Raw genomic sequence first — 13,511 nt, 5'->3', positions numbered from 1 at the left:
TCCGTATGACGCGGTTCAAGCCCTGGCCGCGCAGCCTCGCCGGCCAGATGGCGCTGCTGATCGCGCTCGCGCTGTTCGTCGCGCAGGTCATCAACTTCGCGCTGATCCTTCGCGATCGCATGGAGTTTCGTCTCGCGCAGGCGACACGTCCGGTGGCGACGCGGATCGCCGATGCGCTCGACCGGGAGGCGCATGCCGGACGGCCGCTGACCGCCGATCGCGGGAGGGTGCGCCGCGTCGCTGCGGATCCGATCCCGCAGGCCGCGTACGAGCGCCACCCCGAAGTCGCCGTCGAACTGCGCCGCCAGCTCGCCGAACAAGGCGTGCGGGTCGGCCGGATCGACACCGGCCTGCGTCCGCAGTCGGACCGCGACTATGATGACGACGACCGTCACGGTGCAGGCAACCGCCGCGGCGATCGTGATGGCACCGCGCTGTTGATCGCGGTCGAACAGCCCGGGCGCGGCTGGCTGACGGTCACTGCGCCATGGCCGCAACCGGGGTCTCGCCTGCTGATCGCGTTGCTGACCCAGACCGCGATTCTCTACATCATCGTGCTGCTGCCCGTGCTCTGGATCGTCCGGCGGCTGTCGCGCCCGTTGCGCAACCTGCGCTTCGCGGCGGAACGCTTCCGGCCCGGCGAGCCCGGCACGCCGATGCCCGCCGAAGGCCCCGACGACGTCGCCGCGCTGATCACCGCCTTCAATGCGCTGCGGCTGCGCGTGACGGGAATGCTCGACGAGAAGGACCGGATGCTCGGCGCGATCGGCCACGACCTGCGCACGCCGCTGGCAGCTCTGCGGGTCCGCATCGAATCGGTGGAGGACGATACCGATCGGGCGCGGATGATCGATACGGTGGCGGAGATGAACCGCACGCTCGACGACATCCTGTCGCTGGCACGGCTCGGGCGGCCAAGCGAACCGCTGACCGACGTCGACCTTGCGGCGCTGGTCGATGCGGTGGTCGAGGATTTCCGCGATATCGGCAGCGACGTCAGCTTCGTCGAGACGGAGCGGCTGCGGATGCATCTGCGCCCCTCGCTGATCCGCCGCGCGGTCCGCAATCTGATCGAGAATGCGATCAAATACGGCGTGTCGGCTGAGGTGCGTGTCGAGGCGGGGGCGAAGACCGTGGCGATCGTCGTAGCGGATCAGGGGCCCGGTATCCCGGAAGATCGGATGGGCGACGTGTTCGACGCCTTCACCCGGCTAGAGAGCTCGCGCAATCGCGAGACGGGAGGGATCGGCCTTGGTCTGGCGCTGGCCCGCGCGATCGTGCGGGAAGCTGGTGGCGAGATCCGCTTGGTCAACCGTCCGGCTGGCGGCCTCGACGCGATCATCGAGCTCCCGCGCTAGTTCCTTCCCCCTCTCCCCTCCGGGGAGAGGGTCGGGGTGAGGGGCAGCCAAGCAGCGCATCACCTGGAACAGCCCCTCACCCCAGCCCTCTCCCCGCAGGGGAGAGGGAGCAGCGCGCGCCTAGTCCTCGACGATCTGACTGTTCGTCCGCGTGTCCTTCATGCGCAAATACACGACCAGCGACACCGCGATCATCGCCGTCACGTACCAGTAGAAGCCGCGTTCGAAGCCCGCGCCCTTGAACTTCAACGCGACGAACTCTGCGGTCCCGCCGAACAGCGTATTCGCCAGCGCATAGGGCAACGCGACGCCCAGCGCGCGGATATGCGCCGGGAACAGCTCCGCCTTCACGACCGCGTTGATCGACGTGTAGCCCGTCACGATCACCAGCGCCGCCATCACCAGCAACCCGGCATAGATCGGGTTGGTCGCGGTCTCCAGAGCCGCGAAGATCGGATAGGTGAACAGCACGCCGGCAATACCGAACCCGACCATCAGCGGCTTGCGCCCGATCTTGTCCGAAAGCCCGCCCGCGATCGGCTGCAGCAGCATGAACACGAACAGCGTCGCGGCGTTGATCTGGCTTGCCACTTCGCGGCTGAACCCGCTGGTGTTGACCAGGAACTTCTGCATGTAGATCGAGTAGGCATAGAAGGCGAGCGTACCACCCGCGGTCAGCAGCATCACCGTGATCGTCTCGCGCGGATGCTTGGTGATCAGCTGGATGAAGCCTGACTTCGGCTTGCCGTCGCCCGCATCGGCCTTGGCATTCTCGAAGCTCTGCGTCTCGGCAAGGCCACGACGGATGTAGAACACGACCACGGCGAGCACCGCGCCGATCGCGAACGGGATGCGCCAGCCCCAGGAATCGAGCGCAGCCTCGCTCATCGTCGACTGCAGGATCAGCAGCACGCAGATCGCGAGCAGCTGGCCCGAGATCAGCGTGACGTACTGGAACGACGAGAAGAACCCGCGGCGGTTCTTGCCCGCCATCTCGGTGAGATACGTCGCCGACGCGCCGTATTCGCCGCCGACCGACAGCCCCTGCATCAGCCGCGCGATCACCAACATCGTTGGCGCGAAGACGCCGATCGTCTCGTATCCCGGCGTACACGCGATGATCAGCGAGCCCGCGCACATCAGCGTGACCGACACCGTCAGCCCGGCCTTGCGACCATGGCGATCCGCATAGATCCCCATGATCCACGCGCCGATCGGCCGCATAAGGAAGCCGACCGCGAAGACCGCCGCCGTGCTGAGCAACTGCGCAGTGCGATCGGTCGACGGGAAGAAATGCGGTGCGAAATATAGGGTGAAGGCGGAGTAGACGTACCAGTCGAACCACTCGACCAGGTTGCCGGTCGATCCACCGATGATCGCCTTGAGGCGCGTTTTCTGATCGGGTGCCATTACTTCGTCCCCTGCGGAGCTTGTGTCGGAAAGCCGCGCTTCTTGAGCAGCGCGTTCACGTCGGGATCACGCCCCCGGAACGCGCGATACGCCTCGGCGCGATCGGTCTCGTTGCCGGTCGACAACAGGATCTTCGCGAACTTGTCGGCGGTCGCCTTGTCCCACGGACTGCCCGCCTCCTCGAATGCCGCGAAGGTGTCGGCGTCCATCGTCTCGGACCAGAGGTAGCTGTAATAGCCCGCCGAATAGCTGTCCGACGCGAACAGGTGCTGGAACTGCGGCACGCGGTGGCGCATCACCAGCTGCTTCGGCATGCCGATCTCGGCGAGCGTCGCGGCCTCGAACTTGTCGGGGTCGATCACGCCGTCGGGAACGGTATGAATCTTCATGTCGACGATCGCCGACGACAGATATTCCGCGGTCTTGAAGCCTTCGTTAAACTTGCTCGACTGCTCGATCTTGTCGAGCAACGCCTGCGGCATCGCCGCCTTGGTCTGGTAGTGCCGCGCATATTTGTCGAGCACGTCGCGGGTCAGCAGCCAATGCTCGTTCACCTGGCTCGGATATTCCACGAAGTCGCGCGGCGTACCCGCCAGCCCCGGATAGTAGACGTTCTGGAGCATCGCGTGGATCGCGTGGCCGAACTCGTGGAACAGCGTCTGCGCATCGTCGAGGCTGATCAGGATCGGCTCGCCGGGCGCGCCCTTGGCGAAATTGTTGTTGTTGGACGATAGCACGAGCTGCGCCGGGGTTAGGCCTCGTTGCCCACGGTAGGTGTTCGCCCACGCACCCGATCGCTTGCCGGTCCGCGCGAAATCGTCGCGGTAGAACAGCCCTACGTCCTTGCCGTTCTTGTCGGTCACGCTCCACACGCGCATGTTCGGCTCGAACACGGGAACGGTGCCGGTGATCTCCTTGAAGTTCAGCCCGTACAACCGGTTGGCGGCGTAGAGCGAACCCTGGATGATGTTGCCGAGCTCGAAATACGGCTTCAACTGCGCCTGATCGAGGTCGTACCGCGCCTTGCGGACCTTCTCCTGGTAGAAGCGGTAATCCCACGGCTCGATCGTCAGCGAAGTGCCGGCGACCTTCTGCATGTCCGCGACTTCCTCGGCCACGCGCGCCTTCGCGGCGGGCCAGACGCGCATCATCAGGTCCATCGCCGCAGCGGGGGTCTTCGCCATCGTGTCCTGCATCCGCCAGTCGGCATGCGTCTTGAACCCGAGCAGATGCGCGCGGTCGGCGCGCAGTTTTACGATCTGCGCGATGGTCGCATTCGTGTCGTTCGCATCGCCATTGTCGCCGCGATTGACGAACGCACGCCATACCTTCTCGCGGAGCGCGCGGTCGGTGGCGTAGGTCAGCACGGGATCGACCGCCGAGCGCGTGTTGACGATCGCGAAGCCCGGCAGCTTCCGCTCGGTCGCAGCGGCCTTGGCGACCGCCTTCACGCTATCGGGAAGCCCGGCGAGTTGCGCCTCGTCGGTGACCGAAATCGCCTTGCTCTCGTCGGCGAGCAGCTTCTCGCCGAACGTCGAGAACGCGGTCGCGAGCTGCTGGTTATACTGCGAAAGCTGCGTCTTCTGCGCGTCGGTCAGCTTGGCGCCCTGACGCACATAGCTGTCGTAGATCCGCGTCACGAGCCGGATCTGCTGTGCGTTCAAGCCGCTGGAGTTGCGGCCTGCGTAGATCGCCTGGATGCGCGCGAACAGCGGCTTGTCGAACGTGATCGCGTCCGATGCCGCGGAGAATTTGGGCGACCATTCGCGGTCGAGCTTCTGATACGCCGGGGTGTTCATGTTGCCGGTCATCACGCCGAACAGCGTCATCACCTGACCGTAGCGCTTGCCGGCCAGTTGCATCGGCACGATCGTGTTGGCGAAGGTCGGCTTGGCCGGATTGTCGGCGATCTTGCGGTATTCCGCGGTCCGTTCGGCGAGCGTCGTCTCGAATGCCTGCGGGAACAGCTCGGGGCGAACCTTGTCCCAGGGCGGCACCCCGCCCAGCGGACCAGTCCAGTCGGCCAGCAAGGGGTTCGCGGCGGGTGTCGTGGACGTCGCACCAGTCTGCGCGACGATCGACGTAGACGCCATCAACGCAACGGCGCTGGCGGCGAGGTATAGAAACTGCACATGGATCTCCCGGTCAATGTACCGGGTAGCATAGTGATAAAGTCAGACGGAGGAACCCGTGAGGGTCATTTGACCCCTGCCCGCTCCTTTCGACCAAGCGCGCCGCCTACTCCAGCGGCAGTTGGTCGGTCGACTGGGTGGCCGCGCGTTCCGCAGCAGCGATCAGTCTGCGGCCGGTCTCCGCGGCGGCCTCCGGAGTCATCGCGATGGCGAGTCCGTCGGGCCCATCCAGCGTGACCACGCCATTCTCCGCCGACGCTACGCCCGCGATGGTTTCGGGCTTCAACATGGCTACGCTCCCGGTTCACGGCCCCGTCCGCGTACTGCCCATCGCAGTCAGTCGCCTCTGGAGCCGTACAGATATTGTGGTTCGAACTCAGCAACGGCTGCAAGTGCTTTACGATCCAGGATATTTACTTCGCCAGCCTTGAACGTCAGCAGATTTTTCTCACGCAGCGCTCTCAGCACGCGGTTGACGTGCACCCCGGTCAGCCCGCTCGCCTCGGCCAGATCGGGCTGAGTCATCGGCAGCATATAGCGTCCCTCCGCCGCCATCCCGACCATCTCCAGCCGCGCATTCAGTTCGCAGAACAGATGCGCGACCCGGCCTTCCGCGCCGAGCCGCCCCAGCCGGAAGATCCACTCGCGGTGCATCGCCGCATCGAGCAGCGTGCTGAACCACAGCTTCTGCGTCAGGTGCGGATAGCGCTCGGTGATCGACTGCAACGTACGATGTTCGAAGCAGGCGATCTTGACCGGCCCAAGTGTGGCGATGTCGTGATCGAGCCTCTTCATCGGGAAGGCGTGAAGATCGACGAAATCGCCCGGCACGTGCACCGCGACGAGCTGACGCTGGCCCTCGCGGTCGTCCATGTAGCGGCAGACGAACCCCTCGACCAACAGCGTGCTCGTCTCGATCAGGTCGCCGGCACGCACGATCTGCTTGCGCGCAGCGACATGCCGGACGGACTCGATGCCATCCTCCAGCACCTGCTTTTCTTCGCTGCTCAACTCATGGCGGCCACGCCCCATAAGGAATTTTTCCGAGATCATCGACGCCCCTTCATCATGCGGCCTCGTACCGCCCTGCGCGGTAGAAGAACAGATCGGGATTCGTACTGATCAATATCAAAGGTTATGCCGGATGCGAAACATTGCCGCGGTTCGCGGGTTCCTCCCCGACCATGTATCAGCCAATATTTCAGAACGACCACCCGCTCGCGCGCAAGTTCATCGAGACTGTGCGGGCGCCGCAATTCCCCTGCGTCGGCGCAAAATCGGCGCTCGCCAAGGGACAGATGGACATTCTCGTCGCCCGCGACGTGCGATCCGCTTGGGATGACATGAGAATTTCTCCGGCACTCGGCGAGACGGTCCGCAAATACCGCGAGGATCGCGCGATCTTCCGGACGCTGATCGTATTGTTCGAAGCCCCTGCTTTGCTATCGGAAGAGGAGTTCGAGGCACATCTTTGGGCCCGCGCTCAGTCACTTAGCGACAAGGATGAGTGGCTCGGCTATCGCCCCGACCCGTCGGTCAGCAGCGATCCCGACGATCCGCATTTCTCGCTGAGCTTCGCCGGCGAGGCGTTCTTCGTGGTCGGTCTCCACCCGAATGCAAGCCGGCCTGCGCGGAAATTCGAGTCGCCGGCGATGGTGTTCAACCTGCACGATCAGTTCGAGGTGCTGCGCGACCAGCAGCGTTACGACAAATTGCGCTCGTCGATCCTCGCGCGCGATCTGGAATATGCCGGCTCGATGAACCCGATGCTGGCGCGCCACGGCGAATCGAGCGAGGCACGGCAGTATAGCGGACGCGTCGTCGACGAATCCTGGAAATGCCCTTTCAAGCGAGGCGAAGCCCGTGGCTGACATCAAGACGATCCCCCCGCGTTCGGGGGCAGGATTCACGCTCGACAAGGGGCAGACTCTGACAGTGATCGATCCGGAAGGCCGCCAGGTGTCGGACTTGCTCGCCTATAACCGCGCCGACGTTCGCGAGGCGATCTCGTCGGGGCGGACGCTCGATTATGCGAGCCGGCTGTACCTGACGACCGGCGACCTGCTCTATTCGAACCGCAGCAACGTGATGCTGGAGATCGTTTCGGACGATGTCGGGCGGCACGATTTCCTGCTGACGCCATGCTCGAAGGAAACGTTCGCGATCATCTATGGCGATACCGATCCGCATCGCGGCTGCTTCGGCAACCTCGCCGAAGCGCTGGCGCCTTGGGATATCGAACCCGACCAGATCCCGGTCGCGTTCAACTGCTTCATGAACGTCCCGATCAATGGCGAAACGGGCACGTTCACGGTCGAACCGCCGCTGAGCAAGGCCGGCGACACGATCGTCTTCCGCGCTGCCATGGACCTCGTCATCGGCATGACCGCCTGCTCGGCGCTGCAATCCAATGGCGGCAGTTTCAAGCCGATCCAGTACCGGATCGACTGAACGGACTGGCTAGCGACGCTGATAGAAGATGTGCGACTCGACGGTCGCCACCTTGACGAGCGAGCTACGCCAGTACGGCACCAGCCAGTCGGTATGGTAATGCGTCGCGCGGCCGACCGGCGTATAGACGTAGCCGTTCATCGCCCGCAGCGCCGCGTGCCTCGCCTGTTCCCAGCCCTCGTGCTCGGGCCGCCGTGTCTGCGATCCGTCGCAGGTGAACGAGAACTGGCATCCCGTCTTGCGGTTCGCACCTTGGTAGACGACCCCGCAGACCGTCTTGGGGAAGCCCCGCGCGCCGACGCGGTTCAACACGACCTGGATGACGGCGCGCTGTCCGTCACGGTCGGCGCCAGCCTCATACAGCGCGACGGTGGCGAGGCATTCGGTCGCCTGGAGGCGCGCCGCAGGACCGCCGCGAAACCGGAACGGCTCCGCGCGCTTGCGTTTGTCGGCAACGATCGGGACCAGCGCATTGGACGCGCGCGCCTGCGCCATCGTCAGCCGGGGCTTGCGGTGATCCGTGGTGGTTTCGGTCGGCCAGGGCAGATCGGTCAGCGATCCGAAGATCGCCGCGAACGCGACCACTGCGCCGAGTAGGAGAAGCCAATGCTCCGACGATGGCCTAAGCCCGGATCGATTGCGCCGCCGCGATGAGACATATCGGGCCGGTCGCTTTGCCATCCCGCGTCCTTACCGGCGAAATTTTAGCAAGGAAACGATCACTGTGCCGCTCGTCCCGAAGGTCGACGCGCGATCGTTGGAAAGAGATGGTGCCCCTGGCCTCCGCCGATTTTCGCCGATCATGATATTGTTTTTCCTGCGTTTTCATAGCTGGTAGATTTACGAAGTGCCCCCTTAAGTGCCCCCATCCTCAGGGGCGTAGGGGGCACGCTGCTAGCCGTTCACGCATCCAATCATCGATGTCGGCCTGCCACCAGCCGCTGGCTTGCACGGTCAGCTTCACTTGCTGAGGGAACGTACCGGCCGCGACCATGCGGTAGATCGTCGATCGACCAAGGCCTGTGGTCTTCATCACGTCAGGTACGCGCAGGAAGCGACCGCCGGAGCTGGCCGCGCCGCGTTGTCTGGCGGTAGCGAGGGTCATAGCGGTCATGCGGCTTCCTTGAGGCAATCGTGTTCAAATAGGCGGGCGAGTACGGCGCGAAGCCTGCGTGCATGGGGGAGGAGCCGTTCGCCCCTTCCCTCGCGGGCGGCCGCTGCAGACCTGATGTCGGCATCGGACGCGCCACGCTCGCCGCTGATTTTGTAATTAAGGGCGCGAACGGTGGTGCAGAGTTCGTCTGCACGGCGGCCCTTACCCATCAACCCCACTGCGGTATCCAGGCCCATCATCCGCACGACCTCGATAGGGAATGCTACCTGTTCCCGCCTTAAGGCACTCCCAGCTGAAGTGCGGCCCTGTTCCCGAATTGGGGAACAGGCAGCTAGCTGCTTCGATGGTTCATTCACGTGAGTTTCAACAGTCGCTGCAGTGCTCATCATGAATATCCCACTGGTGGAGATTCGGCTGCCATTGCGGAGCGATCGTCGCGGCGATCACACCCATCGACACGCCGCCCCCCCCTCATGAACAGAGCGATCCCGACGTCGTGAGGGATTGGCTGCGCGATCATGCGCGGCGGTCCGATACGCGGAGCCTGCCGGTTGTCGTTGGCTGCAATGGAAGCCGCTGCGGGAGCGGCTACAGGCTTGGCGTTTATCATCAGATGCGTTCCGGCAAGGCGGTGGCGTTCTCGGAAGCGCGTTCCGAGCGATGGGGTAGGGCGGATGTGTCGAAATTAGCGGGTGCGCTTGGCCTTGGGCGGTCGCAGGCGCGGCTTACTGGTCACGCGGTACGCCTCGACCAGTAGCGTCAGCCACCAGCGGACCAATAAGACCTGGAAAACCTCGCCGATCGGACGGGGCTTCGGCACCGTCTCCAGCGGAGCGTAGAGGTCGGCCGGTTCGCGAGGCATCGCGATCATGCGGAAGCTCCGCCTTCTGGTGTGTGCCAGACCGATCGCAGAACCGCGGAGACGTCGATCGCGATCATGGACTTTGCGCCATCCGCGCGCGCCAGTTTGCCTGCGTCGGGACCCCATCTGAAGCGGTAGTCGTCAGTCTCTCCAACCCGCCAGAAAAAGGTCAATTCCTCGGGGGATGCAACGCCGTCGGGCGCATAGCTCACCTCGGCCTGCTCGGTGATGTTCACATAGGGATCGAGGTGGCGGCGAAATTCCTCGCGCGGCATCCCTTCCCACAACTCCATGACGCGCACCGTTACCTTCTGCGCGCCGTGGATTTCAGCGGTCCACGGCACGATCTCGGCCCAAAGCTCGTCTTCCATGGAAATATTATCGGCCGCTTCTGCGGCAATCCGTGGGTTCGTTTCTGGGTCGAAGCCGGGGGCTTCAACTATGTCGCGATACCCCCAGCGCTTCACCCTGCGGGCGATCACGTTGCGCTCGATCATGTCGAGCGTCCACATGGCGTGAACTTCGTCGCGAGTCGCGCCGCGACCATCGAAGAACGCAATAGCGTCGCGATAGACCTTGCAGACCGACAGCATCCCTTTGATGCTGACGCCAAGGATGCGGAGTTGGTTCATGATCGCGGCGATGTTCGCCTCGTACCATTCGAACCGCAACTTAAAGCCGGTGCCCGTTTTCGGAGCGTCGATCGGGCGCAGCACGCCGCCCCTAACCCAGAACGTCATGACGTCCCTAGGGATTTCAGCCTTGGCCATGATATCGCCGCGTAGAATCGGCTTTTTGGTTGGCATCGGCCATCCTTGTTTTCGACTGGCTCTCATTCCTAAGTGACTAAAGATCACTCCGCAAGCGACGATTTGGAAAGCCGGTGCCTGTCACGCTGCATTCTGCCAAAGGGGATCGAGCCGCGCTTCTGCTATTGGGCCGTCTTCGCCCGCCGTGCCGCGGTCTAGGTCTCCGTCTTTCAAGTCCGGATCGCCTGCGGCTTGGTTAAGCAATCCAAACAACGCTTCGATCAGATTGCCGATCCGGATGCCGTCGACGCATTCGAGCGCAGCCGGCGCAACCGACTTAGCGACGGCGAACACTTCGCCCTCCCTTACCAAGCTATCTGCGGCCTTCCGTTGCAACGCGGCCCTCACGCTGCCATGCCCTTTGGCAAACGCTGGCCGGCCTTCTCCATTTCCCCACCGACGTCGACGATCTCGGTTGCCTTGGTCCGGACCATCGTAAGCAACGACGCAATTGCACCCCAAAGCTCGTTATCGATCAGGAAGGCGTCGGCGTGCTGATGACGCATAATTCCACGCTGCCGCTCGATCAAAACCTCGACGCCAAGTATCAGCGCGTTGATCGAGTCTCCGCCCTCTTGGACGTCGCTGGAACCGCTCATGACTATGTCGCGGTCGGCCATTTCGATCAAAGGGACGTCGGCGACATCAATTTCGGGTGCACGGGTTCGCACACCCCTATAAGGGGCTTCAGCAGCCATATTCGATCTCCACTCGATCGGTTGTGGTCAGAGCTGGCGCGAGGGTCCTAAGCCTTGCGTCAGCTCGTCATATCTGGCATCAACTATTAACCATGTCAATTGTTGGCACCAACAAAAGAGGTCGCGGAAGGCCGCAAGTGGGTTCGACACCCATCAACTTGCGCTTGGCTCCTGATCAACTCGCCGCGCTGGATGCATGGATCGACCGCCAGCCGAGCCTACTTTCTCGTCCCGAGGCAGTGCGCCAACTCATGATGGCACAGCTCGCCAACTCATGATGGCACAGCTCGCCACAGCCGACTGACGCAGATTTGAATTTTGCATCATCCGCACAGGATGGAACAGCCCTTAACCCCGGCTTAGGTTTCGTCGGAAGCCGCTCGAGCCTGTAGCCGCCGCATGACAAAGGCATCTCGCGAAGCCAGCACCTCGAAGAAGCCACCTCTCAATGGTTGGCTCGAGATAGGCATCGTGCTTGTCACTATGACGATCTCGTTCTTCGTAGCTTACGCCTGCCTGCTACCGTAATTTTCTCTGGATCAGCCAGCCGCGAACGTCGACAATCGGTCCTTGATGGCCCGGCCGGTTGGGGCCGGCGAGACCCATAAGTCGCCATTCAGCCCCCCCCACGCCCCGCTGCCCAACCGCGGACGTTCGTTCACGTCGGTTCATAGAAGTCGGAGGGACAGCCGACGAAGCTGGAAACGGCGAGAAGTGGGACAAAGCGGTCTTTGAAGTCGTCGGGCGCGAACGGCGGGATCGGATAGAAGCAGACGCTCGCAGCAGGGGGTCTCCAGACGGCAAACGCTCGGATGTGGCCGCCTCGGCAGCGCCTTTAGGGTAGGTGCGATCGGACCGGTTTTCCGCGTTGCCCGTCGTTAGCAACCACTCTCGTTGAACTGTTCACAGGCGCCCACCCGTTTGTTGAACATACGCGGACGATGCTGCTGAGGGTGTTGTGTACATCAGCACCGGGCTTCAGGTTTGGGTATAGACGTCACCCCATATCCGCCCAAGAGCGATCGGCAGCTTTCCCAGTTTGCCGTGAAAATTCGCAATTTCGAGAATTTCAAATTGGGAAAAGATTTTGAGAAAGCGCACCCGTCTGCGGCTGTCAGTCGGATCGACGGGTCAGGTTTCCCGGTCGACGTTCCCTTTTGAGAGTTGGTCAGTCGCAAGGCGTTATGCGGAAGGGGCAAGTGCTTCGATTATCCGGCAGTCGGCGACGGTGTTGCGGCTACAGGAATCTATCAGCGCGTCGAGTTCACCAGCAAGTGCGGTGAGGTCTGCGATTTTGCGCCTGATCGCGTCGCGGTGTTGGTTGGCAACGACATCGACAGCGATGCACGACTGATCGCGGTGATCGGCAAGCCCCATCAACTCGCGCACCTGGTCGATTGAAAAGCCAAGATCCCGCGCACGCCGAATGAAGGACAGGCGGCGCAGATGCGTGCCCTCATAGGTCCGATAGTTACTCGCCGATCGCGCAGGTGCCGGCAGCAAGCCAATCTGCTCATAGTAGCGGATCGTTTCGACCTTCGTACCGGTCGCACCGGCCAGTTTTCCGATCGTCAGTTTCTCAGACACAGCGCTTGACCCTCTAGCGACTAGAGGGTGCATATAGGCTGTCAGATCGATTCCATCGAGGTGGCGAACATGGCCTGCACAAGCTGCGCGTCCGACAAGGCGGGCACTTTCAACGACCCCAAGTGGCGGCGGGCGCTATGGATCGCGCTCGCCATCAATGCCACCATGTTTGTTATCGAAATCGTTGCCGGCATCACGGGCGGATCAAAGGCGCTACAAGCCGACGCGCTCGACTTTTTCGGGGATACGGCGAACTACGCGATCAGCCTTGGCGTTGCCGGGATGGCGATAGCCTGGCGCGCGCGCGCGGCCATGTTGAAGGGGGCGACGCTCGCTTTGCTAGGCGTCTATGTCCTGTTCGCGGCGGGATGGGGAGCGCTCCACGACGCAACGCCCCATGCCGAGATTATGGGCGTGGTCGGCATCGCGGCGCTGATCGCGAACCTTGTCGTCGCGGTCATGCTGTACCGCTTCCGAAGCGGTGACGCGAACATGCGGTCCGTGTGGATTTGCTCGCGCAATGACGCGATCGGCAACATCGCCGTCGTACTGGCCGCAGGCGGCGTGTTCGGCCTCAACAGTGCGTGGCCTGATCTTGCCGTCGCCGCCTTGATGGCGGTGTTGGGAATATCGGGCGGTTTTCAGATCATGCGGCAGGCGCGCGCCGAAATGCGTAGCGAGCCCTCACCCGCCCCCGCTACTTACCAGCAGTCGTTACATGGCAGTCGGTAAGCTGCTAAGGCGCGGGCCGATGCACCGCCTTTCCGCCCTGTTCCTCAGTTTCATGCTCGTGCTTATGCTCGGGCTTGGATCAGTTGCGCATGCGACCGAAGGCGTGATGTGCGTTGATACCACAGCGGTCAGCTCCCTCGATCATTGCGACGGTGATGCCGACCAAGTGCCGGCAGACGCCGACAAGGCGTATCCTCACCATCATGGCGGTTGCCACGGCCATCATGTCGGCGTGCCGATCGCGTCCGATTCAACCGGACCAGCTAGCAGCGTTCGTATGACTGCATCGCTGTGGCGCAATGCGCCCAAGGCCCCGGTAGCGTCGGACCCAGCCCTACGTCCTCCCCAAGCCTGACCA

The 13,511-nt window shown here is 63.0% G+C and carries 18 protein-coding genes; 5 read left to right on the top strand and 13 right to left on the bottom strand.

Annotated features, from left to right (window positions below; all coding sequences use genetic code 11):
• Window positions 1-5 precede the first annotated feature (5 nt).
• Window positions 6-1,358 (top strand): sensor histidine kinase, encoded by a 1,353-nt coding sequence (locus C8J25_RS03745; protein WP_244186720.1) that lies wholly within the window; start codon window positions 6-8, stop codon window positions 1,356-1,358.
• Window positions 1,359-1,478: 120 nt separating this feature from the next.
• Here the strand turns inward: C8J25_RS03745 and C8J25_RS03740 are convergent, their stop codons facing one another.
• The 4 genes from C8J25_RS03740 to C8J25_RS03725 all read right to left on the bottom strand — a co-directional run bounded on the left by C8J25_RS03740 (window position 1,479) and on the right by C8J25_RS03725 (window position 5,953).
• Window positions 1,479-2,768 carry an MFS transporter gene (locus tag C8J25_RS03740; RefSeq protein WP_107952251.1) on the bottom strand — a complete coding sequence of 430 codons (1,290 nt, stop codon included), beginning with the start codon at window positions 2,766-2,768 and terminating at the stop codon, window positions 1,479-1,481.
• The gene (locus C8J25_RS03735) at window positions 2,768-4,900 is read right to left on the bottom strand and encodes a M3 family metallopeptidase (protein WP_107952250.1); all 2,133 of its coding nucleotides are present in this window, start codon (window positions 4,898-4,900) and stop codon (window positions 2,768-2,770) included. The genes C8J25_RS03740 and C8J25_RS03735 overlap by 1 nt, the downstream gene beginning before the upstream one ends.
• Window positions 4,901-5,006: 106 nt before the next feature.
• The gene (locus C8J25_RS03730; protein WP_107952249.1) at window positions 5,007-5,189 is read right to left on the bottom strand and encodes a hypothetical protein; all 183 of its coding nucleotides are present in this window, start codon (window positions 5,187-5,189) and stop codon (window positions 5,007-5,009) included.
• A gap of 47 nt (window positions 5,190-5,236) precedes the next feature.
• Window positions 5,237-5,953, bottom strand: a complete 717-nt coding sequence (locus C8J25_RS03725) for a Crp/Fnr family transcriptional regulator (protein ID WP_107952248.1) — start codon at window positions 5,951-5,953, stop codon at window positions 5,237-5,239.
• Window positions 5,954-6,084: 131 nt separating this feature from the next.
• Here C8J25_RS03725 and gntA point away from each other — a divergent pair, with 131 nt between their 5' ends.
• Together gntA and C8J25_RS03715 are read left to right on the top strand one after the other, a co-directional pair.
• A complete protein-coding gene (gntA, locus tag C8J25_RS03720) occupies window positions 6,085-6,771 on the top strand; it encodes a guanitoxin biosynthesis heme-dependent pre-guanitoxin N-hydroxylase GntA (RefSeq protein WP_107952247.1) in 687 nt (228 codons plus the stop codon).
• Window positions 6,764-7,351 carry a DUF1989 domain-containing protein gene (locus C8J25_RS03715; RefSeq protein ID WP_056051138.1) on the top strand — a complete coding sequence of 196 codons (588 nt, stop codon included), beginning with the start codon at window positions 6,764-6,766 and terminating at the stop codon, window positions 7,349-7,351. Before gntA ends, C8J25_RS03715 begins: the two co-directional genes overlap by 8 nt.
• 9 nt (window positions 7,352-7,360) lie before the next feature.
• Here the strand turns inward: C8J25_RS03715 and C8J25_RS03710 are convergent, their stop codons facing one another.
• The 9 genes from C8J25_RS03710 to C8J25_RS21260 all read right to left on the bottom strand — a co-directional run bounded on the left by C8J25_RS03710 (window position 7,361) and on the right by C8J25_RS21260 (window position 12,588).
• Entirely contained in the window at window positions 7,361-8,032 is a 672-nt protein-coding gene (locus tag C8J25_RS03710; protein ID WP_107952246.1) for a cell wall hydrolase, read from the bottom strand.
• Window positions 8,033-8,222: 190 nt separating this feature from the next.
• Window positions 8,223-8,465 (bottom strand): helix-turn-helix transcriptional regulator, encoded by a 243-nt coding sequence (locus C8J25_RS03705; RefSeq protein ID WP_107952245.1) that lies wholly within the window; start codon window positions 8,463-8,465, stop codon window positions 8,223-8,225.
• Window positions 8,462-8,704 (bottom strand): hypothetical protein, encoded by a 243-nt coding sequence (locus tag C8J25_RS03700; RefSeq protein WP_055879935.1) that lies wholly within the window; start codon window positions 8,702-8,704, stop codon window positions 8,462-8,464. The genes C8J25_RS03705 and C8J25_RS03700 overlap by 4 nt, the downstream gene beginning before the upstream one ends.
• A 446-nt stretch (window positions 8,705-9,150) precedes the next feature.
• Complete coding sequence (locus C8J25_RS03695; protein ID WP_055879933.1) at window positions 9,151-9,336, bottom strand: hypothetical protein; 186 nt, start codon at window positions 9,334-9,336, stop codon at window positions 9,151-9,153.
• Entirely contained in the window at window positions 9,333-10,133 is an 801-nt protein-coding gene (locus C8J25_RS03690) for a hypothetical protein (protein WP_055879931.1), read from the bottom strand. The genes C8J25_RS03695 and C8J25_RS03690 overlap by 4 nt, the downstream gene beginning before the upstream one ends.
• Window positions 10,134-10,217: 84 nt before the next feature.
• On the bottom strand, window positions 10,218-10,430 hold the full coding sequence (locus C8J25_RS03685) for a hypothetical protein (RefSeq protein WP_133018850.1): 213 nt from the start codon (window positions 10,428-10,430) through the stop codon (window positions 10,218-10,220).
• 50 nt (window positions 10,431-10,480) lie between these two features.
• Entirely contained in the window at window positions 10,481-10,834 is a 354-nt protein-coding gene (locus C8J25_RS03680) for a hypothetical protein (protein WP_133018849.1), read from the bottom strand.
• A 1,182-nt stretch (window positions 10,835-12,016) separates the two neighbouring features.
• Window positions 12,017-12,421, bottom strand: a complete 405-nt coding sequence (locus C8J25_RS03670) for a MerR family transcriptional regulator (protein ID WP_235525811.1) — start codon at window positions 12,419-12,421, stop codon at window positions 12,017-12,019.
• 41 nt (window positions 12,422-12,462) lie between these two features.
• Complete coding sequence (locus tag C8J25_RS21260) at window positions 12,463-12,588, bottom strand: hypothetical protein (RefSeq protein WP_279388701.1); 126 nt, start codon at window positions 12,586-12,588, stop codon at window positions 12,463-12,465.
• Here C8J25_RS21260 and C8J25_RS03665 point away from each other — a divergent pair.
• Both C8J25_RS03665 and C8J25_RS20215 read left to right on the top strand, forming a co-directional pair.
• Entirely contained in the window at window positions 12,587-13,153 is a 567-nt protein-coding gene (locus tag C8J25_RS03665) for a cation efflux transmembrane domain-containing protein (protein ID WP_243644042.1), read from the top strand. The two genes, C8J25_RS21260 and C8J25_RS03665, sit on opposite strands and share 2 nt — an antisense overlap.
• 19 nt (window positions 13,154-13,172) lie before the next feature.
• Window positions 13,173-13,508: a hypothetical protein gene (locus C8J25_RS20215; protein ID WP_146173277.1), complete on the top strand. Its 336-nt coding sequence runs from the start codon at window positions 13,173-13,175 to the stop codon at window positions 13,506-13,508.
• Window positions 13,509-13,511: the final 3 nt, after the last annotated feature.

It is taken from the genome of Sphingomonas faeni, assembly GCF_003053745.1.
Classification (GTDB): domain Bacteria; phylum Pseudomonadota; class Alphaproteobacteria; order Sphingomonadales; family Sphingomonadaceae; genus Sphingomonas; species Sphingomonas faeni.
This window is presented reverse-complemented; position numbering and strand designations above follow the sequence as displayed.

Bases quoted from the DNA above. Each gene is read 5' to 3' on its own strand.
- C8J25_RS03730 (WP_107952249.1), bottom strand. From the start codon at position 5,189: ATGTTGAAGCCCGAAACCATCGCGGGCGTAGCGTCGGCGGAGAATGGC.
- C8J25_RS03740 (WP_107952251.1), bottom strand. From the start codon at position 2,768: ATGGCACCCGATCAGAAAACGCGCCTCAAGGCGATCATCGGTGGATCG.
- C8J25_RS03745 (WP_244186720.1), top strand. From the start codon at position 6: ATGACGCGGTTCAAGCCCTGGCCGCGCAGCCTCGCCGGCCAGATGGCG.
- C8J25_RS03725 (WP_107952248.1), bottom strand. From the start codon at position 5,953: ATGATCTCGGAAAAATTCCTTATGGGGCGTGGCCGCCATGAGTTGAGC.
- C8J25_RS20215 (WP_146173277.1), top strand. From the start codon at position 13,173: ATGCACCGCCTTTCCGCCCTGTTCCTCAGTTTCATGCTCGTGCTTATG.
- C8J25_RS03695 (WP_055879933.1), bottom strand. From the start codon at position 9,336: ATGATCGCGATGCCTCGCGAACCGGCCGACCTCTACGCTCCGCTGGAG.
- C8J25_RS03690 (WP_055879931.1), bottom strand. From the start codon at position 10,133: ATGCCAACCAAAAAGCCGATTCTACGCGGCGATATCATGGCCAAGGCT.
- C8J25_RS03665 (WP_243644042.1), top strand. From the start codon at position 12,587: ATGTTTGTTATCGAAATCGTTGCCGGCATCACGGGCGGATCAAAGGCG.
- C8J25_RS03700 (WP_055879935.1), bottom strand. From the start codon at position 8,704: ATGATGGGCCTGGATACCGCAGTGGGGTTGATGGGTAAGGGCCGCCGT.
- C8J25_RS03705 (WP_107952245.1), bottom strand. From the start codon at position 8,465: ATGACCGCTATGACCCTCGCTACCGCCAGACAACGCGGCGCGGCCAGC.
- C8J25_RS03710 (WP_107952246.1), bottom strand. From the start codon at position 8,032: ATGGCAAAGCGACCGGCCCGATATGTCTCATCGCGGCGGCGCAATCGA.
- C8J25_RS03680 (WP_133018849.1), bottom strand. From the start codon at position 10,834: ATGGCTGCTGAAGCCCCTTATAGGGGTGTGCGAACCCGTGCACCCGAA.
- gntA (WP_107952247.1), top strand. From the start codon at position 6,085: ATGTATCAGCCAATATTTCAGAACGACCACCCGCTCGCGCGCAAGTTC.
- C8J25_RS21260 (WP_279388701.1), bottom strand. From the start codon at position 12,588: ATGGTGGCATTGATGGCGAGCGCGATCCATAGCGCCCGCCGCCACTTG.